Source organism: Lentibacillus cibarius (assembly GCF_005887555.1).
In the GTDB taxonomy this organism is placed as follows: Bacteria; Bacillota; Bacilli; order Bacillales; family Amphibacillaceae; genus Lentibacillus; species Lentibacillus cibarius.
The window spans coordinates 860,445-884,891 of sequence record NZ_VCIA01000001.1; the positions used below are offsets into that span (position 1 = coordinate 860,445).

Below are 24,447 nucleotides of genomic sequence, written 5' to 3' on the forward strand. Positions count from 1 at the left end.
CATTTATTTCCGTCATATACTGTTAAAAAAATAACGGATCATACGTTAAGTCGTTAAGATGAGCCACCTCGCCTTCTTCAAATTGGCTTACAATATGTTGAAATTCTTTCTCCCAGTTATACTTTTTACGACCTTTTGACGTTCTTGTTGGTTTACGGAACAGAGACCGCAAAAATTCTTCCAATGGGCTGAATAAAAGGTTTTTGAGCGTTCGTTTTAATTCTAATAGCGATCCTTCATGATGAAATTTCAACTGTAATAACACTTGTAAGCAGTACGTGATTAAAGCGATCCAAATTTGTGTGTAAACGGCATTTTCGCTTTTGCCATAAAATGATTTTATTTTTAAATGCTGCTTCATCCACTTGAAAAATGTTTCGATTTTCCAGCGATAGCGGTATAAATCACCAATCTCTTTGGCAGATAGTTCGAAACAGTTAGTAACAATGACAACCACATTGCCTTCGCTATCTTTTGTTTTAATAAGGCGCAAGGGTTGCGTCATTTTGGTTCCATTTTGCACACTGCCCAGGTACACTTCCTAATCAAGAAAAATGTTGTTTTCCGTGTCCGGAACTTGTTCCGAGATAACCTCTATTTCTGCATTTTTCTTTGTTCTTGTGACAAACCGAACATCATCAAAGCAAAGTTTATCAAATTGCTTATAGTCATTGTAGCCCCGGTCAAACAAATGAATGGCGTTTGAATCAATATCGATTAATTCATCCATCTGGGATCTATCCGCATGCTTGGCTGGCAGCATAACAGCTTTGTCAGGCATGGTTATATCCTTTGTCACGACTACTCGCAAGTGGAGTCGAACACCTGACTTCGTTTTGCGAAACGTTGCCCAGGGATACTGGCTCAAACTCATCGACATAGTGGATGAATCAATAACCAGTAGTTTTCCAATATCACGTATCATCGATGGATGTTTCATTTGCGCTTGTGTCTCGAACACCAGATGTCTAAATACCTTTTCAAACATTCGAGGAGTGAGATTACACTGTTTCCGGGATAGTTGTGACGTACTAATGGTGTCCACTTCAATCTTCTGTTGGATGTCCTGATTATCCTTGAGTTGTTTCGATAGCTCTCTTAAACTTTCGGTCTCATTCAGTTGCGCAATAATCAACAGTTCCAGGAATTTGTAGGCCGTCAGTTTTTTTATGTACTGATCAATATCCGTAACGTTGATCACGTTTAAAAATTTTTGTTCATCAAGTACCTTGAACAGTTCATTTATTGTGGATTTTGTGGTATTCTTGTCCATACGGTGTCTCCTTGTAATGGGATTTGGACAGAGCTACCTAATCCCTATTATAAGGGGATTTTTTATTTATTTAAAGACTTTATCACCATAATTCCCAATATTCCGTAATTATTTTTAGAAGGAGTATTGATTGACAAAATAGTTTTTTATTTATGCAATACTAATGATTTTGCACTAAACAATATTCATATTATTCTTCCTGTATTTAATATTAAGAGTGTATCTGGCATGTTTCGGACTCGCATCTTCATTATGGATATATTTTAATTTCAATGAGCTTTTATTGAAATCTAACAAGAGTAATGGAATACTAATAGGGAATTTTTGTTCCTTAAATATATACTCTAAAGAATTATTATTCTACTAGGTAAAAATAAGAATTATGTTAAAACCTTCTTAAGATCACGTTTGATTTTTTTAGTTGATACTGTTGGTGTTCTACTAAGATATTTCACTTTACAATAACTGCTTAAATAATCGAAACGCCCTTCCCAATCATCACCCATAACCAATGTATCAACCATAAAGTTCTCTATATCCCAGATTTTTTGTTCCCAATTACTTTCAGGTATAACAGAATCCACGTATCGTATTGACTCTAGTAATATCTTTCTTTCATCATATCTAAAGTAACTTTTCTTTCCTTTTTGATGATTAAAAGTATCTGTTGATAGTCCAACAATCAAATAATCCCCCAGATTTTTAGCACGTCTTAATAAATTAATATGTCCATAATGAAGTAAGTCAAAGGTTCCATAAGTTAATATTGTTTTCATTCTAAATTTAACCTCACAACTATAATTTTTCAGTAAAAAAGCTTCAATCAAAATAATTAAAGATTCTAGTCTAATCTTTTAATATTACACATTATCAGAAGCTTAACGAATGGTATTTAATCTCGTCATTATTTATATAAGTAATGACGAGATAAATTTCCATAACCTTTCAGATGATTTCCCATCAGTGTGTTGATGTACACTGTTCATTATTACCTTTCTTGACAAACAATAATAGTTATCTTCTTCCTCATAATTTATTATTTCATTTTGAAGTTGTTTTTGACTAACAACCTTGGGACCAGGTGTCCAATCTTCAAATGGTTCTAGACAAAATCCTCTTTCTTTTTGATACTCTCTTAAATCTGGTGTAGTAAAAATAATAGGTTTATTTAATAATAAATAATCAAAATAAACTGAACTGTAATCTGTAATTAGGATATCTGTTGCACTTAAAACTTCATAAAGATCAACAAATGCTTTATTCGCTTCATATTCAGGGTAAGCATTAATTCTAGAACTATTGAATATATGTTCACTAAATTTCTTTTTATGAATTGGATGAAGTTTAACTATTAATTCATAATTATTTTTTTTTAAAAAGTTTTCTAGGGAACTTAAGCTGAAATCATTAAATCCAAATAGGTTAGAAAAATTATATGCGTTTCTTACATCTGTACTGCGGAAAGTGGGCATAAAGAATATAAACTTTTGTCCCTTGTCCTCTTCACCTAACAACTTTAATAATAACTTTCTACTATTATTTTCGTTAAAAAGTAAGTCATTTCGTGGAGAACCAGTAATCACAAAATTATCCGGATCCACTTTAATTGATTTGTTGATTGTTTTACTATAAAAATCTGAATATGAAGTTAAGTAATTTATTTGGCTCCAGAAAGGTTCAATAGAATTTTTATCAAAATAACTAGGATCCATATAGAACATATTTTTTATCGGAAATCCGTGCCATGTATCTATGACAATCTTCTTATCGGTTTTTGCACTTCTATTTAAATTATATTCCATATTTGTCGTCACAATAATATCACTTTCTATAGACTTTCGAGCAAATTCATTTGTTGCTCCTTTAACAAAATCTATTACAAATTCGTCTGAAATGTATGAAGGAATTGATTTATATAGGGCTAATGTATTGCAACCACTATAATCCCTATATCCCAGTAATATTCTTGGTTTTCTGTTAATAAAATTACTTTTCAGAGTATGTTTCTTTTGTGTTAAACTATAATTATTGGTTTTTAAATTTTGTAAAACCCATTGTTCTCCTGTCTTTACACCTTCTATCGATGCACTTATTTTACTATCACTAATTAAAAGAAACTCTATTTTAGAATAATTATATTCTTTATTCAAACAAGTAATATATGGGTAGCATACACTAAATTCATCCTCTTTAAGTGAATGATTAGTTAAAAGATATTTATCTATAGAATTCAAAAATATATCTAGTATTGTATTTTGCTCTTTAAGTACTAAATTTAATTTAGCATTAACCTCATCTTTTAAATTTTGCTCATTTGTAAGCATTATAATCTTTCTATACAATTCAACGGTTAAATTCATTTGTTCAAATTGCTCATGACAATAAGCGAGATTATAAAGACAATCAACATGGTTAGGATTAATTTCTAATCCTTTATTTAAAATGCCTTTTGCCTCTTCATACATACCTTGCTGCATCAATATCACAGCCTTTATTGAATATAAATCAGCATCATTAGTAACCACTTGCAAGGATTCATTTACAAAATCTAAAGCTTCATTATAAAGATTTTGTGATATTAAATGAACGAGTTGTTCCTTCATTTTGTCTGTTTCATACGGCAGCATTATTCGCTCACTAGCTTGGACATAATCATTAAGCAATTTTTCTAATCCTTGCTTCATTTGCGGGTATACCCCTAAAGCCTTCCGTAAATATCTAATATAAAAAACATCATCTTCTCCTTTTTGTAATTCAGCTTTTAACATATAAATAAAAAAAGCATCCTCTTCACTTTTCACATCATGTATTCTTTCTGATTCTATAATGTTGGTATGATAATAGTTCCTTATAAAAGATATGCCCTCCTGAACGAAACGACTAAATAAAGATTGATTGAATTCATCATCTTTTTCATTATTGAGAACTAAAGCATAGCGTAGTAACGGTTTATTTATTCGGATCTTATCTAAATCATCTTCAAATGGGAAGGTTTGAAGATACTCATAAATAACCTTATTCAAACCATCATATTGCTTACACAAATATTTAAAATAATTATTTAAATTCGATTCCTTTGCATCTGATAACAATTCATAAAGCGGATACTTATAGTACATTAAATAATATAATATGTCGCCATAATAATTGGGTGAATCCGAAAAGTCTATATCCTTTATATTGCTAAGCCATTTAAGATTATTTTCTTTATTTATTTCCAGACGGATTTTATTTAGCAAATTATAGTTTGAGTTCCCATCCGCAAAAAATTCGAGAAACTCTCTTTTCTTTTCCATGTCTTCCATGTTAAATAGTAAGCTTTCAAGTTGTTTATAAAATATACCGGAAACCTCTTCATCATATTCAAGTAATCTATTCATAAACTCCTGTAAAAGCTTATAATCCTCTAACTCCTTAAATAAATTAAGGGTTATGGGAATAATTTTTACTAAATATTGCGTTTTATTTATTTTCATAATATAGTGCTTAGCATTTTCATAGTCCTTTTCCTTTTCATATAATATACATAAATCCGTATATACCACTTCTACGGCGCCGAATGTTTTAATAACAACGGTTGAATCTTGTGCGGCAGGGTTATCTTGATACCTTTTAACTAACTCCAAATATTTATTGTAACTAGCTATGGCTTCCTTATTTTTCCCCATTTGAGATTGTGCTTTTCCTAAATAGCAATAGAAGTCCATAATACCATCTTTTGTATTAATCGCTTCTTTACAAATTTTCTCCACGTCAAATATTTTTTTATTATTCATTAATGCAATAGCTAAGCCAGAATAGACATACATTGTTTTAGATAGATCTATTCTTTTTTCTTTAGCCACCTCATACGCTTTTTGACTATAATATAATTCCTTATCATAATATTTTTTCATGGCGTACGTATTTGCTATATGATGTAGATAGTAGATATTATCTGGATCTTTTTCTAATTCTTTTTCTAACAAACCTCTATTTCTGGTGTATTTTCTTTCCATTAGTGCGTCATCTGTATTGTCATAACCGTAATGAACCAAGGTCAAATCTAATAAATGGGTCGGCCCTTTCTTGAGGGGCTGTTCATGAATGGCACCCACATATTTAAAGTCGCCAGTATTTTTAAACATCCTAGCAATTACAACATAATTATAAAGACCCTTTTCTTCATTAGCGATATTTTTCAAATTAACAAACATGGAATTATAATTTCGATCTTTACCAGATTGATAAAATTCAATTAATACTTCAGGATTTAAAATTACTTCATCCCCGTCTAAAACAAACAACCATTCTCCTTTTGCATAGCTAATAGATTTATTACGCATCGAAGCAAAATCATCATCCCATTCATGAAAGTAAATCTTATCAGTATACTTCCTTGCAATATCAACCGTATTGTCATCAGATCCTGTATCAACGATGATTATTTCACTTTTAATCACTTCTCTAATTGGATTGATACTTTCCAATACTCCTTCTATATGCTTAGCTTCATTTTTCACTACCATGACAAAACTTATTTTCATCTTTATATCCTCCAAGTTATTATGACACCCATTTTCAGAGAATGCTATTTTCTATATCCCCTTTTAAAATCATTCTTTTTATAACAAGAGTGATTTTAAAAAGAGATATTAGACATAACTAATATCTCTTTTATTAATTCAATTTATCGAAGAAGCTGTAGAACTCCTTGTGGCATTTGGTTTGCCTGAGCCAACATGGATTGTGATGCTTGAGAAAGAATAGATGCCTTAGTTTGATTCATCATTTCTTTCGCCATGTCCACATCACGAATACGTGATTCAGCAGCAGTTAGGTTTTCTGATGATGTACCTAAGTTATTGATTGTATGATCTAAACGGTTCTGAACAGCACCTAATTTAGAACGTTCGCTAGACACTCTTTCAATTGCCTGATCTATAACAGAGGTAGCAGCAGATGCTTTGTCACTAGTAGAAACATCGAGCGCATATTCGGTAGATCCAGAAGTTTCACCTAATTGGCCAGTTGATGTGAACGATGCTCCTGAAACCGAATCATCACCTACACCTGTTGCTGAACCTCCCGCGCTACCTGAAATTCCTAATGATTCAGACCGCATGTCTGAGATTTCCACTGTGAGTTGTTGACCTTGGTTTGCACCAATTTGGAATGAAGCACCACTTCCTTCTTCTCCACCACTCAGTGATACAGAATTAGTATCAAAAGTACCAGCTGAAACGGTTGATCCGTCACTTTCTACTGTAAGCTCACTTACACTGACTCCATTTGATGCATCGTCAGAAGCGCCACGTATAATACTTTGAATATCAGCCGCATCATAACTTTGACCGGAAGCTAATTCTACACTTAATGAATTATTACCATCAAAGCTAGCAGATTCATTACTAGCAGTAATAGACGCTGATGAAAAACTAATAGATATTGAATTACCATCAGTTCCACCAGTATTTAAATCAAAAGAAAATGAAGTACTACCAATGCTCGCGTCTGCAGAAGCTGATGTTACTGATTGCGTCCCGTCAAGCAAATTCTGCGTATTAAATTCTGTATTATTACCAATACGAGAAATTTCAGAGGTTAGTTGGTTAATTTCTTTTTGGATTTCACCACGGTCTGTTTCTGTGTTTGTATCGTTCGATGCTTGTACAGTAAGTTCACGCATACGTTGAAGAATTGAATGCGTTTCATTTAAAGAACCTTCAGCCGTTTGAATCATAGAAATACCGTCCTGAGCATTCGTTTGTGCTTGCTCCAACCCACGAATTTGCCCACGCATTTTCTCAGAGATTGCTAGACCTGCTGCATCATCTGAAGCATTGTTAATTCTTAAACCAGAAGATAACTTCTCCATTGAGCTTTGTTGCGCATTGTTTGCAGAACCTAACTGACGATACGTGTTCAGAGCGGCTATGTTGTGATTAATTCTCATTTTACATACCTCCATGTAAATAATAGTTTTGTGCGGGGCACGTCCTTATGTCCCGCGCGGGGTTCCTGCTTGTAAAAGCAAAGCCCCCTATGTTATGGCCATAACATTTATCCATCATGATGATGTATTTCTTATATCGGCACGATTCGGGAATGTTTTAATCTTTTTTAGGGGAATTTTTTACAGTCTTGATATACTCTTAAAAAAGCACAAAAAAATAAGCCTGCGTGCTGCAAGCTTTTACCAATCTATACCTACTTCTTTTTGCAGGATTGAAATATTTGCGTTCGTCTCACTCAGGTCATTGTTAAAATTATTTAGCTTATGATCTATTCTGCGCATATCGCCCCGCATCTTTTTCATCTCTGTCTCCATTGTTCCCACCCTTGCTTCTAGGCTTTCTGTTCTATCTTCTAAATTACCAACTCTACCTTCCAACCTGCTAATACTTTCCTTAACTTCTCCGACATCTTTTGATAGCTCTTTGATTGCAACAAACAAGTCGTCCATGGTTGTATCACTCATCCAGTTTCACCTCCATTTCAATACATTCATCGTAGCACCACGAAGTATCTTCAACAAGTTTAGAAAAACTCGTCATTCGCCTCATCTTATAGCGAATGACGAAGTGTTTCTTACAAGGTCACCCATAAATTTTACTTTCTGACGTTGGAACATAATATGAAATTTCGACCATTAGACATTCTCAAAATTCAATTTTGACCAGGATTAACTTTAACTTTACCACAATGATTTTGACTTATTTTTCAAATTCACCTTTTTTCATATCCTCCACCATCCGCTCCACTAACGCTTCCTGGTACCCGGCCTTACCTTTTTCGCGCATGCGTGCGGCCACGTCAGCCAACGTTGGGTGCTCAATCCGGTTCAGTTTTTCCAGCCGCTCGTCCGGCAGCTCTTTTACCGGATTGCTAGCGGCATAGGCTTCTACATCCATGTGCCATAGTTTCACACGGCCGTCCGGATACCTGTTCAATAGCCGCTGCGCCATGCCGAGGCCTTCCGGGTCGAAATCGCCGGCGTAATGCAGGGTGTTTCCTGATTCCACCAGCCGGTCCAGCAACATGAGCGCGGCGAGAGTGAACTGGCCGTTGGTGCAGACGATTGGGACACCCTTCCTGTAGTCCAATATTGTGGCACATACGCCGGAATTCTCAACCACCCAGACGTCTGAGCCGTACGCAGGATAAACGGCTGTTACATTCACTAGCTCCCGAATCGGTACAATTTGCACGGTGTTTTCACTGACGGCGGCTTCCCACACGGGGTGGGTGCCTGTTTCTGTTTCAGCAAGCAGTCCGGCACAAGTAACATAATTCAGCAGGTCGTCCCGGTAAATATGATAATGCTGCAGAAGCTCGTTAATCGCTTCCGTGCTTGTCGGAACAGGCTCGCGAACACCAATCGCTAGTACGTTCAGCCACAACTTCCCTTGATCGGTATGCAAGTCAAACACATGCGGGTCACCGGTTACACGTTGGCTGAACATCGGCAAGCGCTCCAGTGATGATGGCAATTGGCCCCACGCAGCCTGCAGCCGGTCCACCATCCCCACAAAACGTTCTGGCTCCCGCTCCAGCAGTGTCCAAATCCAGCGGGTTTCGCCCGGGTTCTCAACCAAATAATCAAACCAAAATGCAAGCGACGTATATTTTTCCCTTAGACTAGCTACAAAAGCGTGTAAACCAGCTTCCTTTTCCTGCTTCCGCTGCTTTTTCGAGATAATCTCTTCCCCAAAAAACGCATCAAGCAAGGATTTCAGCGCCACGTCACTAAAACGGGTATCAGCCAGTTGCCGCTCGAACGCTGGCATCGAAATCGTTCCTTTGGCAGCCAGCTTCAACCCTGGCATGCCAAAGAATCCGCCAATTACCTCTAGTTCTTCATCAGTAAACAATCGAACGGGAACGGTACCGCCTATTCTGCCAAGGGATTCGTATTTCTTTTTGAACTCGCTAAATAATTTTTGATAAGCGGCTTCACTTTTAAAAAAGTCCACCGCTTGTTGAAGGTTTTTTCCATCGAATCGTACTCCTTTTACGAATCCAGTGTTGTAGCTGTTTCTTCTTCAGGAATGTCTAAGTGCCTTGTGTTGCCGTCCCAATAATAGCGGATAACGGTGACAAATCCTTCATTTTTCGGGCGGACGAGTTCAGCGATAGCGAGCGACGAAATCGTGTCATAATCGCCCCAGAGCACTTGCGAGTTCATAATATAATCGAATCCGAGCTCCTCGACGATTTCAAACATTTCCCGAATGTTGTTCTCATCGACACCAGCAAATGCCTCGTCCAACGAAATGATATATGGCGCGGTGTCATCGGCCTCCAAATAGCGCGAGTAACATGCCGTAAACAGCGGAATATACATGGCCATCGCTTTTTCGCCGCCACTGAACTTGTAAAACGCATGGTTGGTCAGTTCGCGCTTCGGTTCGCCGGCACGCTGGTAGGATAGGACAAACGAAAACCAGTTCCGGTAATCGAGTACGTCTTTCAGCACTTGCAATAAGGTGTTTCCCTCACCTTTTACATCAACGAGTTCTTTGGCGCGTTCGATTTTGGAGCGGAAGTGCGCAATGACCTGATTGATGTCTTCCTCTTTCAATAAACGGGCGTCACGCCGCAGTAAATCGACCAGTTCCTTCGTATCCAGCTCAGCTTCTGTTTCTGCGGTACGCGGTTTCCATTTAATGGAGAAGGACAAGCCAGAAGACGAATCGCTGCCAGTCATCAGTTTATTCATTTGTTCCGTCCATTTTTGCGCACGGCCAATGCGACTGCGCAATTTTTTACCGACCGAATCAAACAGAATTTCCTCATACAGCCGGCGGTCCTGATCATCTAGCATCGTTTGCTGGCGTTCGCGGTCATCGGCAATTGTTTTCCTAATATAGTACGGGCTTACCCGTTTTCCTTGAAAATCAAGTTCAATTTTGCGCCGCTTCGTTTTTTGCTGCCAGTTGGTGATGTGCATGTGCTGCTCATCAGTCCAGTCGTCACGCATCCAATCTTCATCGGTGGCCGGGATTTCGGTATCGGTCATGCGATATTCCATTAGATTAGTGTTCTGTTCGAAATAGACACTCGTCAGCTGGCTTTCCAGTGTGGACGGGTCTTTTTCTTTCAAAAAGGTTTTATATTCTTTGGCAATTGTTCTAGCTAGTGCATCTGTATCTTCCGTCTGCTCCGGCACGTCGACAAAACCAAAACTAACTTCCTGTTGGAACGATGCTTTCCATGCGTTGGTCATGTTTTCCCCGAAGCGTATTTTTTGCTGAATGGTTGTAATTTCATCCGTGAGCACGTTTTTCTTGGATTCTTTTGCCGGTAAATCTGATTTAATCTGATCAAGCTCTCTGTTTGTCGCGGCAAGCGCTTCCTGTACTTCTCGGATTTGTTTGCGGATGTCGGCGACGCCTTCTAATTCGAGCTGTTTTTCGATTTCGGCGATGTTCTGCTCTTTCTGGGACTGCCTGTCAGCAAGTTCATTCAATTCGCCCTGCAGTTCATCGACTTCCGCAGCCAATTCCTCCAGCCGTTCGTTCGCCTGCTCGATTTGCTGGGCGGTATGCCGGTACGTGGTATGCTTCGTAATCAGTCCGTGCAAGGCTATCTCGTATTCCCGCATCTGCTGGGCCGCTTCCTGGTATGCTGCAAAGGAAAAAGGCAAATTATATGCTCGGGTTTCCGCATCGAGCTTGCTTTTCATTTCCCTGTACGCCTGTGTCAGTTGGTTCATTTGCTCGTCCAATTCACGCAACGTTTTCTCGTATTGACCAATTGCGAACCGTTTTTCTTTTATATGGGAAAAGCTCTCAGCCAAATCATCATCTTGTGGAAACGCATCAAGTGCATCGGTCGCAGCCTGAACGTTGTCTTTTAATTCATCCACTTCCCGTTGAACCACTTGTTGTTCCACTTGTAAGGCATCGAGTTCAGCACTCAGTTGCTCGATTTGCTCTTGCCGGTACCGCCGGCGGGCATTTCGGCCGATGAACCGCACCCGTTCAACCGGAACTGCATGCCCGTGCAGTAAACCAACCTGATACGTGCCATCCGCGTTAATCGCCGCCTTTTCCGCATCCGCGTCACTGTCGACCAGAATACTACGCAGCACGTCATCGACCTGTACCGGGCTAAGTTTCGCATCATCATCCAAATCAGGCTGCAAATAATCAGCCAAAGTGTGCGCCATCATGTTTGGACTCGCTTGCAAGATGCGGTCATGCTGCAGTGGTATGGCTTCGTTTGTCAACAACGCATCCAAGAAGCCGGCATCATTCAGCGCGGCTTCTATCTGCACGCGCACGTTTTCCGGGACATGCTCCTGAAATTCAACCGCTTCATATAAAGGTGCAAATACATGCCCCACTTCGGCCAATTGTTTTCGGGCATCCCGTGTCGTTTCCCGCTGGTTCGGTGGCTCGGGATCACGTTTCGCCTTTAATGCTGACAATTCCGCTTCTTTTGTTCGGATGTCTTCCTTCAGCGTTGTGATTCGACTGTTCTTCAGTGCGATTTGTTCCTTCATTTGCATCTGATAATCACGAACCGCTTCCACATACGGAGTGCGGATACGCTCATAACCGACAGGCTCATAAAGATGGTACATATCGCGGGATGTTTGCTGCAAAATATCCTCAGTGACCGGTACATATGCGTGGTTTTCCGCCCATTGATGGATTTCCGACAGTTGATCCTGTTTATCTTTTTCAAAAATATCGAGCCAATCTTGTTCTTCTTGCTTGACGGTGTCCAGTTCCTGTCGAGTCGACGCCATTTTTTGATCAAGTTCGGCGATGCGGGTTTTCTTTTGTTCTAATTCGCGCAGTTCGCCGGTGAGCGATTCTAGTTTCCGGTAATGCTGTTCCGCTTCCTTTTTCCAGATGGTAAAGTCATGCTCGGTTTGCCTATGCCGATCAAAGTCATGCTTGTTAATCTCATGCTGTAAAAAAGAAGCAGCTTCAGCGTCGTGGTCTAAATCTACTAGCATATCTTCCAGCTCGCGATGTAGTTCATCGAATGATGCGACCAGCTTTTGCTGTTTTTCTTTGGTCGCTAGTTCCTGCTGTTTCTTTCCGGTCAAGGTGCTGTCTTTTTTGGCGTGGTCTTGCTTGATTTCTTGTAACTTTGCCAATTCGCTTTTCCGTTCTTCCTCCAGGTTCCACACTTTATGGCTTTGCAGGCGGGTACGTTTTTGCTCCAGCACGTCATGGTTCTGTTCGAGCGTCCGTTTCCGCTCTTGTAATGCTGTTATTTCGCCGGTCAAATCGCGTTCTTCCGCCTGTTTTTCCGTTAGTGCAGCTGTTTCGTTATTATATCGCTTGTTAGCGTCCACGTAATGAGCCGCTTTATCGGCCAGCTTATACTGATTATACGCATCATACCGTTTCAGCAATTTTTCCAGTGCGGTCTGTTCGCGTTCCAGCTGCTCAATCTGTTGTTTCGTCTGGTCCATATGTTCAATCGTGTCAGACAAATGACGCAAATCTTCATCTGTCAGCGGCGGTAGCGAGGCTTCCAGAATGTCGTAAATGGCAGTCGGGCGGAATTCTTTGGAGAGTTTGGGACTACGCAGCTGGATTAATAATTTAATAAGGTCGTCATACGCTTCCAGATCGGCAAATCCGAAAATATACTTGTTGACAAGTTTCATATACTCCCCTTGTGTTCGGACGACTTGCCCGCCTGTATCAATCCGATTTTCCAGCTGGACCCGTGATAGAGGAATCCGCTGCTTTTCCCCGCCGTTGTATGCCATCTCATAAAGGGCGAAATCTTTCCCGATGCGGCGGTTATCCGTGATGACGAAGCCCCAGAAGTTCATATTTTTATGGCGGCGCGCTTGCAGTCCGATCCCGGTGGTGATGTACTGATTCGTATCTTCGCGCTTGTACTCGAGGAATAAATAGCCTGTCCGCTCATCCCGGTCCACGACATCCTTTTCCCCTAAAAGATAGTCTTCCATTTTCCGTGCGCGTGACCCGAATGGATCCAGACGGTCCGGTGATTTTTTCCCGTCTAATAATACCGGCAGTATACTTTGCATCGTCACCGATTTACCTGAGCCGTTTGAACCCCGAAGCAGTAATTTACCGTCCGCAAAGTCAAAAATTTCATCATCATAATACCAGAAGTTCAACAGCCCAGCCCGGTTCATTTTCCATTTATGATGTTTGTTCATTGGTCTCACCTTCCCGTTCTTGGAAGTCTTTCGGATAATGCCCAGTAACCCGCCCAAACAACGGCTTCATCACATATGCATTGGTTACCGGTTCCACTTCAAGCATTTCCCAGTCAAATAACAGCGCCACCAGCTCATCGGTAATCGTGGCAATCGACGCCTCGCGGAAATGTTTACTCCAGCCATTGCCGTACATTTCGCGGCTCTTCGTCACCATTTCTTCCAGCGCCAATCGCGACAGCCGGATTGTGCCTAGCTCGTCCGGCGCATGTGTACTTTCGTTTCTTAGCACACTTGCCACATGCAGGGCTACATCCATAATCGCTTTTTGGTCAGGGAAAAGCGTCAGTTCCTGCTTTCGTTCCTCGGCGACCAGCATGGCAGCATTTTTGAACACTTCCAGCCGGAATTGACTATGTTCCTCGATGTCCTCACGTAACCGGTTTCGGAAGTTACGAATATAGGCAAAATCCGCGTCATCCTCGCTTTCCCGATGCACGACTGGCGACAAGAACAGCTTCCGGTATACCCGCTTGCGCCGCTCATCAGCTTCATGTCGCTCCCATTCACTCGCCAATATCGCATCCGCTGATGAATAATCAAACAAATCTTTTGGATAAGACCGCATGAAATACCTGGCATACACCGTCGTTTCATAGAGCACTTCCTGTTCCTGGTTCATGGCAAAATGGTCCACTTCCCCTTCCACTGATTGAAAAATGGACAACTGTTCCAACTGTTTGATGACTCGGACGAGTGAGCGGCGGTGGTTATAATTCGTCCAATCGAGCGGGAATTCGCCCGGGTACAAGTCTTTAATCTCCTCGCAAATATCCGACAGCAAAAACTGCTCATCGACCGACCGATTTTCCGTAAAAGCGAGCGCACAGCAAAAGATCGCATAGTCACGCGGTTCTTGAAAAGCCTGCATCCCCATCCAGCTCTTGGCCTCTACTGGGATTTTTTCCAGTTTAATGAAGTGCTGATGGACGATTAATTCAAACCCGAGCTTATCGTCCACGTAACGTTTCAGCACTTTTTCCCGTTCGCGGATCATTTGATACAATTCGGGTTCCTTGAGGCGCAATACCCAAAACCGCTCCAGTAAGAGGCCGAACGCTTTTTCAGCTTTTTCATCAAATTGATTTGTTTCCATTTACTTGTTCACCTCATCTAAAAAGCGGAATGTCACCGCAGGCATTTCAATAGCACCATCTTCTGCATGCAGCACGGCACGTTTTTGTTCGTCCATAATCACTTGTACTTGCCGGCCGTATTCCGTTTTAAACGTATGGTTTTTTCTCGCCATCGCTTTGCCGATCCAGCCAAGCAACATTTTTCGCACATACGGTTCAACTGTCGGTAGTTCCGCCAGCCTGATTTCATTACCGGTCATATAATTTTCCAGCGTCTGCTGTTCAAGCCGCTTGTTGTGCAGATGTTCCTTGCGCGCGGCATCCTTGCGTTCCTTCTGACTGACAATCGCGCCGGGTCGGGTCTTTTCCCGATAGTTCCGGATACGCGGCTTCGTTTCATGTTCCATCGGCGCCTCATCCCACACATCTGTATAAATATCATCGGTCGGAACGTGATCGCTGTAGATATGTCTCGTATGAAACACCCCGAAAACAACAGCGGATAATTCATGTGCCTCATGAATCGTTTCGAGCGAATCAAACCATTCAGCCAGGTGTAAGTAATCTTTTTTGCGACTGCGAAAGTAATGATGCCGTTCACCGAGCCGCTGCACAATACGGGTGATGCGGCGAATTTGTTCGTTTGTACGTGTCTGCAGCATGTCCAAGTTGCTTTCGCCATGTGCATTGCCGAGGAACCATTCACATAAACTGCGCCACTTCTCCTGCTTCTCGTTCATTAACTCCTGTTCATCCAGCCCCATATCCTCAAAACGGGGAACCTGCTGCTCATGGTTGATTACTTGTTTTAGAAGCGGGGTTAACTGCCGGATGCTAATCGACTCCAAAAGCTGCTGAATTTTCAATGCCGTCTGCTGCAGCCCGATTATAAAATCACGCAAATACGCTGTGAACTGATCCTTATATGCGAGAAACGCTTCCGTCTGCATACGCTCTTCTGCAGCTTCACTATTAATGTGGGCCATATAGTCGGATGTGTTCTGATTAATCGAGCGGAAGTAGGTTACGATATCATTCCAAAGTTGTGCACACTCATCAGCAGAGGGAACTTCATCTTGCTTGATGATTTCTTCCACTTTTAACAGTTCCTGATAGAGGCGCTCGAACTCTTTCTTTTCCAGTGACCCGCCAAATACATCGCCGCCCCGCTCCATTTGCTGAAGCATGCGCTCAAATTCCACGGTATACGGCGTGCATTGGTAGCGATAGCGCTTCTTCTTGAATTCCTCAATCGTACTCGCCCGGCTCACTTCCTGCCTCGCCACCAAGTTATTCCACTTCACCAGCTGATCCAAGTCCTGCTGCAACTGCTCTTCTGTATAGTCCTGAAACCCGTCCAGATCGGTTAAATACGCGAAAATTTCTTCCGGAAACAAGAATTCCCGCATCCGTTCATGCTGCACGTAAAAATAGCGAAGGATCGCCCGGTAGCTCCACGCCTTATCAGCTGTCAGATAGGCCGCCTCCTGCACTTTTTTAAACGATGGTGCCTGCATCTTCATCACCCGCAAAATTCGACTTTCTTCTATTGTATGTCTGTGGCGTGAATATGTCTATGGATGAAATTGTGGAATATATTGAGAAGGTAAGTTATTCGGGGTGCTAGCCGGTTAAGGAAAAATATCCGCTGGAGCTTAGAATGCCCCTGTCACTCTCTTGCTAAATCAATCTCCATTTGACGTTGTGCGACTTTTCTGCTAACTTAATAAGGTATATATAAAACGCTTACAAAGGTGAAGGGGGAAGTCCTTTTGAAAGGATTAACATCTTTTTTTGACCGGATGGTGCAGCGGTATTTGCCCGATGCGTTTCTATTCGCGATCATTCTGACAGTTATTGTTTTCTTTCTCGGAATGGGCGTTACCGGTAGCACACCTGTAGAAATGGTTGAATATTGGGGGACGGGATTCTGGGATCTACTCGCGTTTGCCATGCAGATGTCGCTCATCGTGGTGACCGGGTACATTCTTGCAAGCACGCCTGTCGTTCGAACAATGTTACAGAAAATTAGCACACTGGCTAATACGCCCGGACAGGCGATTCTGCTGGTGACATTCGTTGCTGCAGTTGCTTGCCTAATTAACTATGGATTTGGACTTGTCGTTGGCGCACTTCTGGCGATCCACGTGGCAAAACGTATTCCGTCGGTGGACTACCGGTTGCTGATGGCGAGCGCTTACAGCGGGTTCCTGTTGTGGCATGGGGGTTTCTCTGGATCGATTCCGCTACTCATCGCAACAGATGACCATTTTTTGGCTGATAAGATTGGATCATTACCGGTTACTGAAACATTGTTCAGTAGCTTTAATCTGTTTATCGTCTTATTCTTACTGATTACCATGCCGCTATTAAACTGGTACATGATGAAAACGCGTGATCCGCTGGCGAACGCAACTGACGCAACGACTTGGAACACCGAGAGCTATGACCATACCGAAGAAGCTGTTGCCACCGAGAGTATAACTCCAGCTGAGCGGCTGGAAAACAGCCAAATGTTATCCCTACTCATCGCAATCATGGGGCTTGGATTCATCGTTTATCATTTTTCACAAAACGGTTTTGACTTGAATATTAACATTGTCAACTTTATATTCCTGTTTCTTGGTATTCTGTTCCACCGGACACCGCGTCGCTTTTTGGACAGTGTTTCCGATGCGGTAAAAAATGTAGGGGGCATCATTATCCAATTTCCTTTTTATGCAGGAATCATGGGCATGATGGTCGCTTCTGGCCTGTCTCAATCCATGTCAGAATGGTTTGTGAGCATCTCTAACGATGTGACGCTGCCGTTATTCACTTTTCTCAGCGCAGGTATTGTCAACTTCTTCGTGCCATCCGGCGGTGGTCAGTGGGCTGTACAGGGACCGATCATGATTCCCGCAGCATTGGAGATTGGTGCCGATACAGCAAAAACAGCAATGGCCGTTGCCTGGGGGGACGCGTGGACGAACATGATCCAGCCGTTCTGGGCATTACCATTACTAGCGATTGCTGGCTTGAAAGTACGTGACATTATGGGATTCTGTGTCATCATTTTGTTTTATAGCCTGATTCCGATATCAATCGGACTCTTGTTTATGTAAAGTAAAACTTCATTCAAAAGACTGCCACAGCCTAAATAAGGCCGAGGCAGTCTTTTTATTAACAATAACCGGCTGGAAGCTTATCGCAATTTCACCGCATTTCTTCCGGCTCCTTTTGCCTCGTACAGGGCATTGTCTGCTTCTTTCAGCATAGAGAAGACAGTCGCTCCTTTCTCCGGTGCCATGGCAACACCCATGCTTGATGAAACGTGCAAGTGCTTACCAAGTATCGTCCATGGCTTTTTGATCGTATGCTGAATTTCTTTTGCAATAGCCACAGCCTCATTCACCGAGGTCACATTCGATAAAAGGATAACGAATTCATCGCCGCCAAGTCTAGCCGCCATATCGTCATGACGAATAACTCGATTCAAGCGTTTTCCAAATTCCTCAATGACTGCATCACCAACATCATGTCCCAATTCATCATTAATTTGCTTGAAATAGTCGATATCCATCAAAATTACAGCAAAACCGCTCCCGTCCGCATGCTGATGATCGATTGCCTTGCGCAGCTGCTTTTTGAATAACCGTCTGTTTGGCAACCCGGTCAACGAATCATGATGCGCGAAATGTTGCAACTTAGCTTCGTATTCCTTCTGCTAGCTGACATCGCGTGTGATGATAACCATATATTGGAATTTACCTTCACTATCATATACTGAAGTACCGTGAGACTGACACCAAACGGCATTGTTTTCTGCATCAAATTGCCTGCAGGTCGCTGTAAAAGGCTGACCATGTTTAATAGATTCAATCATTTTCCTGTCCATCTCATCCCTGTCATCCGGATGAACATTATGTAAAAAAAACTTCCCTTCATATTCCTGATGATCATGCCCCAATATCGTTTGAAACGATGGGGATGCGTAGACGATTTCCCCTTTATCGTTTACCATTGTTATCAAGTCATTTGCGTATTCGGCAATCGTCCGGAATCGTTCTTCTCGTTCCTTTAATTGTTTTTGCGCAATAATCGCATCTGTAATATCTTTCACAACTGCCACGACATGTGTACACTGGTCGTCAGCATTAAACAATGGGGTCAATTTTGTATTCATATAATAGTTTTCTTCTGAAGCTAGATACGAATCATCAAAACTAACAGACTCCCCAGTATCTACTACTTTTTGATAGTGCGCGTATAATAAGGCTGCATGTTCCGGTTCACAGACATCGGCAATCGTTTTTCCTGTATCTTGTAGACCAATGCCTGTTCCTTCTTCCGCAGCCTTGTTAATAAATTCATAGATAAACTCTGAACCATTCTTCACCCTCATTACAAATACCATGTCTGTAATGCCATCCATCAGCACGCTTTTTAGCAAAGTTTCCATTAAATGGTGCAAGCTACCTCTTCCTTCATCTATTTAGATTTTTAAATACATATCTGCATATGTTGTCTTTTTGAATCATACTATCGGCATCATGGTGTTATTGTATTTAAACACCTTCACAATAGCAAAAAAGTCCCATTCATTCAATCGTTTCTTTTCAGTCGCTGTGACAATTATCCTAAGTTAGTTGAAAAGGAGCCGGGAACAGCTTCTCGCGGTGATATGGCAGCAGATTTTGCAGTGTGACGTATTTGGCGTTTTCGCTTCAAAATTTGGTGTTTACATCCTCAACTTTGGCGTTTTTATCCTGAAATCTGGTGTTTACATCCTCAACTTTGGCGTTTTTATCCTGAAATCTGGTGTTTCTTGTTCCAAACTCTAGCAACCTCACATGTCAACCCTGCTAGCTGACTTCTCTCTTCCAAAAACCTGTGCAATAGCAATGCCAGCAATCACTAGTGCAGATCCGGTGATAATACTGCCGGTGAGCTTTTCTCCAAGTATTAACCAGCCAAAAAACAGGCCGAATACCGGGACGAGCAGTGTCGACAAAGTAGCTGTCACCATATCAATGGTGCTCAGAAGTACAAACCATACCGTGAAACATAACGCAGATGCCAAGACACCAGTAAAGAAGATGTAAAAAACGCTTGCACTGGTCAGGTGCACAGGCTCTCCCCATTCCGTCACCACGGTCGCCGCTAATATCCCAATCGTGCCAAATAGCATTTGATATGCCGATACCTGGAGCTGGGTCATGCCTTCCAGTTTCAACCGGTAATACGTATTGGACCCGGCCCATGAGAATGCCGCTGCCACAATGAGTAACTCACCGAAAATAACTGCCGGATCCTGCACAAAAAAGATATCCCAGCCAAGGATCGTCAACAGGCCAAGCATTCCCATTACTAGGCCAACTATCTTCCCCGGTGTAATGCGCTCACCCAACACTTTTACAGCCAGAAAACTGCTCCAAAGTGGCATGGAATACAACAAAACAGACGACTTGCCGGCATTGACAAACTGCATGCCGTACATAACACAGGAAAAAACAATGGCCGTCTGCAGCATGCCGACGACAAACAAATGCTTCCACATCTGCCTTGGTGGTTTGCCTGCTTTCAATACCAAAACAAACAGCAGCAAGGTCACCGCCCCTGTCCCAAACCGAAATGTGGAAAACGTAAGCGGCCCCATGAAGTCAAGTGCTGCTTTCATCAATACCCACGCATAACCCCAAATGATAGTAATGAGCAGAATCAATCCCCATACCATCCACTTATTTTTAAGTATAGTATTCCCCATGAACGAACAACCTCTTTAATGTGGCCTATTTATATAAGTATATTTTTAACTTTTTATTATGACAACTATTGAATCCTGCCTTTTGCCCAATTTATATTGAAAACGTTCAAAAACGGTATGATGCTCTTTAAAAGAAGAAGAAAGATGCGAAAGCCCTTAATTTGGCACCGCCTGTAATCGTCGTGTTGTGGCTAGCCGGACCTTTCTATAACTAAGGTATACAAATTTGTACACAAAGGGACCCTAACACAAAATTTAATCATACGAATTATTTTCTACCAGTTTAAAGTCGACATAAAATGGCTATACTGTTCATGTATTCCCCCTTTAATTGACCCTTTTGAACTAAAAAGACTTGTCCCATCAGTGATGATGACAAGTCTTTTTAGAAAGATAAGAAACTATAAAATTTAGCTATATAACTTTTACTTGCAAGGTTAAGCCGCGTCCTGCTTCAGCGACTAGCGCGACTTCCTTCACCTCTGTCCGATTCATTGGAAGCATTGAAAAACGCGAACATATTGACAGCGTCTGTTTTGTTTATATATGATCACGTTATTTCCGTTTGCAGTTTTTGTAGTAAATAAATAATTTCGTTGGTCTTTTCATTCAGTTGTTCGAGCATCCCGGTAGCATTTTCTTTATCCCCTTGTTCAACGAATCGTTTCACCTTTTCTACTAAATCATGAAACTCCTGATGCGGTTTTTCAATTGTTTTAAAGGAAGTTTTCGACCCGAGTGATGTTTGCTTCATTTGTTTATACCATTTGCCAAATCTGCACTCGTCAGGCTTGATTTCATTTAACTCATCGATAGATTGGTACCCTAATATGGCATTGTATACCCACCATTGGTATAGTGCGTGTTCAGTCTGTACAACCCGTATCACCTGTTCCGGCACCAATTTCGGAATGCTGCTAATTGTTTGTTTCCGTAAATCATTCACTTCCGAGCTTACCTGATAAATCGACTCACCCGTCTTTTCAGTTTGATGCCGAATGTCTTCTGTATGCTGATGAACTACGCCTATTCGGTTGGCAATATCCTGTGTTGCAGATGACTGCTCTTCTGTAAGGGCTGCAATCGTATTAATCGATTCACCAACGTTATTGATTTTTTCCATGATGAAATTAATTGTTTCAATAGACTGTCTGGCATGTCCGACACGTTCTTGCAATGACGTTGACATATCGTCTACATTGCTAGCAACTTCTTTTGAACTTCCTTGAATTTGGTGAATCGTTGCAGATACTTCTTCTACCGATGTTTTGGTCTGTTCTGCGAGTTTTCGAACCTCATCAGCGACAACCGCAAATCCTTTTCCATGTTCACCAGCACGCGCAGCTTCAATGCTTGCATTCAAGGCTAATAAATTCGTTTCTTCCGCGATGCTTTTAATTGTGTCAACAACCTGTGTTGTCTTGGCCATATGATTCGTTAACGTATCTATCTTTTCTTTCGTGGACGTAAATTCTTCAGCCATTTTTAAAAAACCCTGCAACGATTCTTCAATAAGCTGCCGACCTTCACCAGCCTCTTTTATCATCTTCTCCGTATTTTCAGACATTTCTACTGCATTTTCCGTCACTTGTTCGATTGAGGCATTTAATTCCTGAGATGCTGCACTTACGTTCGATGCTTCATCAACCGATGCATCCACCCTATCTAGTAATAATTTAACCTTATCCATACCGATAACGTATTCCATCACCTTGCTTATACTTTGAACAAGATGATAATCATTTGCTTCCTGAGTGGAGCTGATGACAACCAATGTATCAAAAGTAATAATACGAATCAGAGAAAGGATAATCTCGGATATCGTATGTGATGAATGGTGGAACCGCTTCATAATGATCGGAATTATATATTCGTACACCCGAATATAAGAACCAACATACCATTCATCATATAAGCCTATGCGACTATGTACTCGTCCAATCTTTTTCCGGTATTCTACATAATCCTTAGTAAATTTCGGTTTAGACAATTCTTTGAAATACGCCGTAATCGCCGCAGTATAGCGCTCAAAATTGGAATTGTCATTAAAAATTTGTTGGATTTCAGGTATCTTCATTATCATTTCATAATGGCGTTTTGCCATTTCATAAGCATGTTCTTCCATAATAGGATCAATTTTCCTCAAGTTTTGAAAATCGCCATCCGTGATTTGCAAGAGTTTTGATAATTCATTAATGCGTGCACTTTCACCTTCTATTGTATACGTCTGGTCACCCAGCTCCGGAATTTTCTCTTTTTTACCAAACAGCGTCTGCATCATTTTGTTCCCCAGCCCCTTTTACAAAGTTCGTTCCTAATTTGCCAGTTTTAAGCGAATCATTTCTGCATAGACAGTCTAAAGGAAAAAACTGTCGGGTAGTGTGATAAATATCACACTTATACTGAATGGTACGCTATTTGTCAAACATACGAACGAATTGGTCGAGAAACACGCGGGTTCTGCTTTCTTTTTTTGCGAACATTAATCACTACTAGCTGACTTCTCTCTTCCAAAAAACTGTGCAACAGTGATGCCGGCGATCACTAGTGCAGTTCCGGTGATAATACTGCCGGTTAGCTTTTCTCCAAGCATTAACTAGCCAAAAAACCGTGGTGACGGAATGGGGGGAGCCTGTGCACCTGACCAGTGCAATCGCCGCTAATATCCCGATTGTGCCAAATAGCATTTGATATGCCGATACCTGGAGCTGGGTCATGCCTTCCAGTTTCAATCGGTAATACGTGTTGGACCCGGACCATGAGAATGCCGCTATCACAATGAGTAACTCACCGAAAATAACTGACGAATTATTTTCTACCAGTTTAAAGTCGACATAAAATGGCTATACTGTTAATGTATTCCCCCTTTAATTGACCCTTTTGAACTAAAAAGACTTGTCCCATCAATGATGATGACAAGTCTTTTTAGTTTCTTTTTGTGGCTACCACATCCGTTGGTCTGAAAGAGTTAAGCTTTCAACCATATCACAAAATGTTTCAGCAAACTTTCGGCAGCGCTCCTCATCTTCCTCATCAGGTGCAAGATCGACAATTAGCCGCTCTGGTACCAGTTGGGCCTGTTTTGCTTCCAGACGGTCACCAATGGCGTTGGCAGCGCCGCCGAATGTATCATAAAAGGAATCTCCGGATCCAAATACGCCCGAAACCATGCCGGTAATATCAACATCGTCCAATTCCTCATAAAAATCTTCGGCTTCAAACGGAATCTCCCCATCATCCCATGAGTACGTCCCAATAAGGACACCGTCATAGCTAAAAAGTTCTTCTACATCAATCGGATCCAGTTCAAATGTCTTCGTGACCACTTCATGTCCACGGTACTGTACCGTATCCGTTATAATCGTTGCCAGTTCTTCTGTGTTGCCGGTCATGCTCGCGTATAACAACAATACTTTTTTTCCCATGATAATCCTCCGAAACGTAATCGAATCTTTCCAGTATTATTGTACTGTCGGCGATAATGACTTTCAATTATTCACGTCCAATAGGAGGCATTTTTTCTATGAATGTGACAAAAATGTGATTGTCTTCCCACCCCCGGCATACGTTCTGCTCCGCATAGTCTGTCCATTCCCGTCATAGGAATGAATACAGAAGGGGGATCTGTTCATGGGGCTGTTTCAAGAATTTCGTCAATTTGCAATCAAAGGAAACGCCGTTGATATCGGTGTTGGCGTAGTGTTAGGTGCTGCATTCAGCGGATTCATCGATTCACTGGTTAAAGATATCATTTACCGCCAATCGGGGTTCTTTATTCTAAAATAAATTTTCAAGACCTCTATATCAGTTTGAGCGGGATGACCTATCCATCATTGGAAAAAGCCAAAGAAGCAGGTGCCGCAACGATTAATTATGGACTGTTCATCACTGCTTCCGTTCGCTTTATCATTATTTTATTTACCGTTTTCCTAGTTGTCAGGCAAATTAACCGCTGGAAAAAGCCTCACCAGCATCCACTAGACTCTATGACCAAAAAAGAATGCCCGTATTGCTGCATGCCAATTCCAACCAAGGCGATTGTTTGCCCCAACTGTTCGTCCACTATTAAAAAGCAAGAAAACAAGCGTAAGGCAGGCCCAACATGGCGGATAATGTGAAGTTTCTAAGACCTGCTCGTACTATTGTTCCA

General features: G+C 41.4%; 14 protein-coding genes and 2 pseudogenes. 2 read left to right on the forward strand and 14 right to left on the reverse strand.

Translation table 11 applies throughout. From position 1 onward, the window contains the following. Nucleotides 1-22 precede the first annotated feature (22 nt). From FFL34_RS04295 to FFL34_RS04335, 9 genes and pseudogenes are all read right to left on the reverse strand, one after another. A pseudogene (locus FFL34_RS04295) lies at nt 23-1,273 on the reverse strand (IS4 family transposase). A 380-nt stretch (nt 1,274-1,653) separates the two neighbouring features. Next, a complete protein-coding gene (tagD, locus tag FFL34_RS04300) occupies nt 1,654-2,049 on the reverse strand; it encodes a glycerol-3-phosphate cytidylyltransferase (protein ID WP_138601798.1) in 396 nt (131 codons plus the stop codon). Nucleotides 2,050-2,181: 132 nt separating this feature from the next. Beyond that, on the reverse strand, nt 2,182-5,799 hold the full coding sequence (locus FFL34_RS04305) for a CDP-glycerol glycerophosphotransferase family protein (RefSeq protein ID WP_138601800.1): 3,618 nt from the start codon (nt 5,797-5,799) through the stop codon (nt 2,182-2,184). 143 nt (nt 5,800-5,942) lie between these two features. Then, nucleotides 5,943-7,208, reverse strand: coding sequence for a flagellin N-terminal helical domain-containing protein (locus FFL34_RS04310; RefSeq protein WP_138601802.1), 1,266 nt, complete (start codon nt 7,206-7,208; stop codon nt 5,943-5,945). A 240-nt stretch (nt 7,209-7,448) separates the two neighbouring features. After that, nucleotides 7,449-7,733, reverse strand: a complete 285-nt coding sequence (locus tag FFL34_RS04315) for a hypothetical protein (protein ID WP_138601804.1) — start codon at nt 7,731-7,733, stop codon at nt 7,449-7,451. A gap of 235 nt (nt 7,734-7,968) precedes the next feature. After that, nucleotides 7,969-9,228 (reverse strand): TIGR02679 family protein, encoded by a 1,260-nt coding sequence (locus FFL34_RS04320; protein WP_138601806.1) that lies wholly within the window; start codon nt 9,226-9,228, stop codon nt 7,969-7,971. A gap of 38 nt (nt 9,229-9,266) precedes the next feature. Beyond that, entirely contained in the window at nt 9,267-13,415 is a 4,149-nt protein-coding gene (locus FFL34_RS04325) for a TIGR02680 family protein (protein ID WP_138601808.1), read from the reverse strand. Continuing rightward, complete coding sequence (locus FFL34_RS04330; protein ID WP_138601810.1) at nt 13,399-14,571, reverse strand: TIGR02678 family protein; 1,173 nt, start codon at nt 14,569-14,571, stop codon at nt 13,399-13,401. The genes FFL34_RS04325 and FFL34_RS04330 overlap by 17 nt, the downstream gene beginning before the upstream one ends. Continuing rightward, the gene (locus FFL34_RS04335) at nt 14,572-16,068 is read right to left on the reverse strand and encodes a TIGR02677 family protein (RefSeq protein ID WP_138604665.1); all 1,497 of its coding nucleotides are present in this window, start codon (nt 16,066-16,068) and stop codon (nt 14,572-14,574) included. A 255-nt stretch (nt 16,069-16,323) separates the two neighbouring features. Between FFL34_RS04335 and FFL34_RS04340 the strand changes: the two genes are divergently transcribed. Further along, the gene (locus FFL34_RS04340; protein ID WP_138601812.1) at nt 16,324-17,655 is read left to right on the forward strand and encodes a short-chain fatty acid transporter; all 1,332 of its coding nucleotides are present in this window, start codon (nt 16,324-16,326) and stop codon (nt 17,653-17,655) included. A gap of 80 nt (nt 17,656-17,735) precedes the next feature. Here the strand turns inward: FFL34_RS04340 and FFL34_RS04345 are convergent, their stop codons facing one another. The 5 genes from FFL34_RS04345 to FFL34_RS04370 all read right to left on the reverse strand — a co-directional run bounded on the left by FFL34_RS04345 (nt 17,736) and on the right by FFL34_RS04370 (nt 23,722). Next, a complete protein-coding gene (locus tag FFL34_RS04345; protein ID WP_138601814.1) occupies nt 17,736-18,236 on the reverse strand; it encodes a GGDEF domain-containing protein in 501 nt (166 codons plus the stop codon). Between the two features lie 21 nt (nt 18,237-18,257). Further along, nucleotides 18,258-19,004: a PAS domain-containing protein gene (locus FFL34_RS04350; protein ID WP_138601816.1), complete on the reverse strand. Its 747-nt coding sequence runs from the start codon at nt 19,002-19,004 to the stop codon at nt 18,258-18,260. 375 nt (nt 19,005-19,379) lie between these two features. Then, nucleotides 19,380-20,297: a DMT family transporter gene (locus FFL34_RS04355; RefSeq protein WP_138601818.1), complete on the reverse strand. Its 918-nt coding sequence runs from the start codon at nt 20,295-20,297 to the stop codon at nt 19,380-19,382. 550 nt (nt 20,298-20,847) lie between these two features. After that, entirely contained in the window at nt 20,848-22,578 is a 1,731-nt protein-coding gene (locus FFL34_RS04360) for a methyl-accepting chemotaxis protein (RefSeq protein WP_138601820.1), read from the reverse strand. A 661-nt stretch (nt 22,579-23,239) separates the two neighbouring features. Continuing rightward, nucleotides 23,240-23,722 carry a flavodoxin gene (locus FFL34_RS04370; protein ID WP_138601822.1) on the reverse strand — a complete coding sequence of 161 codons (483 nt, stop codon included), beginning with the start codon at nt 23,720-23,722 and terminating at the stop codon, nt 23,240-23,242. 205 nt (nt 23,723-23,927) lie between these two features. On the opposite strand from FFL34_RS04370, the pseudogene mscL reads away from it, so the two are divergent. Continuing rightward, a pseudogene (mscL, locus tag FFL34_RS04375) lies at nt 23,928-24,415 on the forward strand (large conductance mechanosensitive channel protein MscL). The last annotated feature ends 32 nt before the right edge of the window (nt 24,416-24,447 follow it).

Bases quoted from the DNA above. Each gene is read 5' to 3' on its own strand.
- FFL34_RS04335 (WP_138604665.1), bottom strand. From the start codon at position 16,068: ATGCAGGCACCATCGTTTAAAAAAGTGCAGGAGGCGGCCTATCTGACA.
- FFL34_RS04330 (WP_138601810.1), bottom strand. From the start codon at position 14,571: ATGGAAACAAATCAATTTGATGAAAAAGCTGAAAAAGCGTTCGGCCTC.
- FFL34_RS04310 (WP_138601802.1), bottom strand. From the start codon at position 7,208: ATGAGAATTAATCACAACATAGCCGCTCTGAACACGTATCGTCAGTTA.
- FFL34_RS04370 (WP_138601822.1), bottom strand. From the start codon at position 23,722: ATGGGAAAAAAAGTATTGTTGTTATACGCGAGCATGACCGGCAACACA.
- tagD (WP_138601798.1), bottom strand. From the start codon at position 2,049: ATGAAAACAATATTAACTTATGGAACCTTTGACTTACTTCATTATGGA.
- FFL34_RS04360 (WP_138601820.1), bottom strand. From the start codon at position 22,578: ATGATGCAGACGCTGTTTGGTAAAAAAGAGAAAATTCCGGAGCTGGGT.
- FFL34_RS04325 (WP_138601808.1), bottom strand. From the start codon at position 13,415: ATGAACAAACATCATAAATGGAAAATGAACCGGGCTGGGCTGTTGAAC.
- FFL34_RS04315 (WP_138601804.1), bottom strand. From the start codon at position 7,733: ATGAGTGATACAACCATGGACGACTTGTTTGTTGCAATCAAAGAGCTA.
- FFL34_RS04305 (WP_138601800.1), bottom strand. From the start codon at position 5,799: ATGAAAATAAGTTTTGTCATGGTAGTGAAAAATGAAGCTAAGCATATA.
- FFL34_RS04355 (WP_138601818.1), bottom strand. From the start codon at position 20,297: ATGGGGAATACTATACTTAAAAATAAGTGGATGGTATGGGGATTGATT.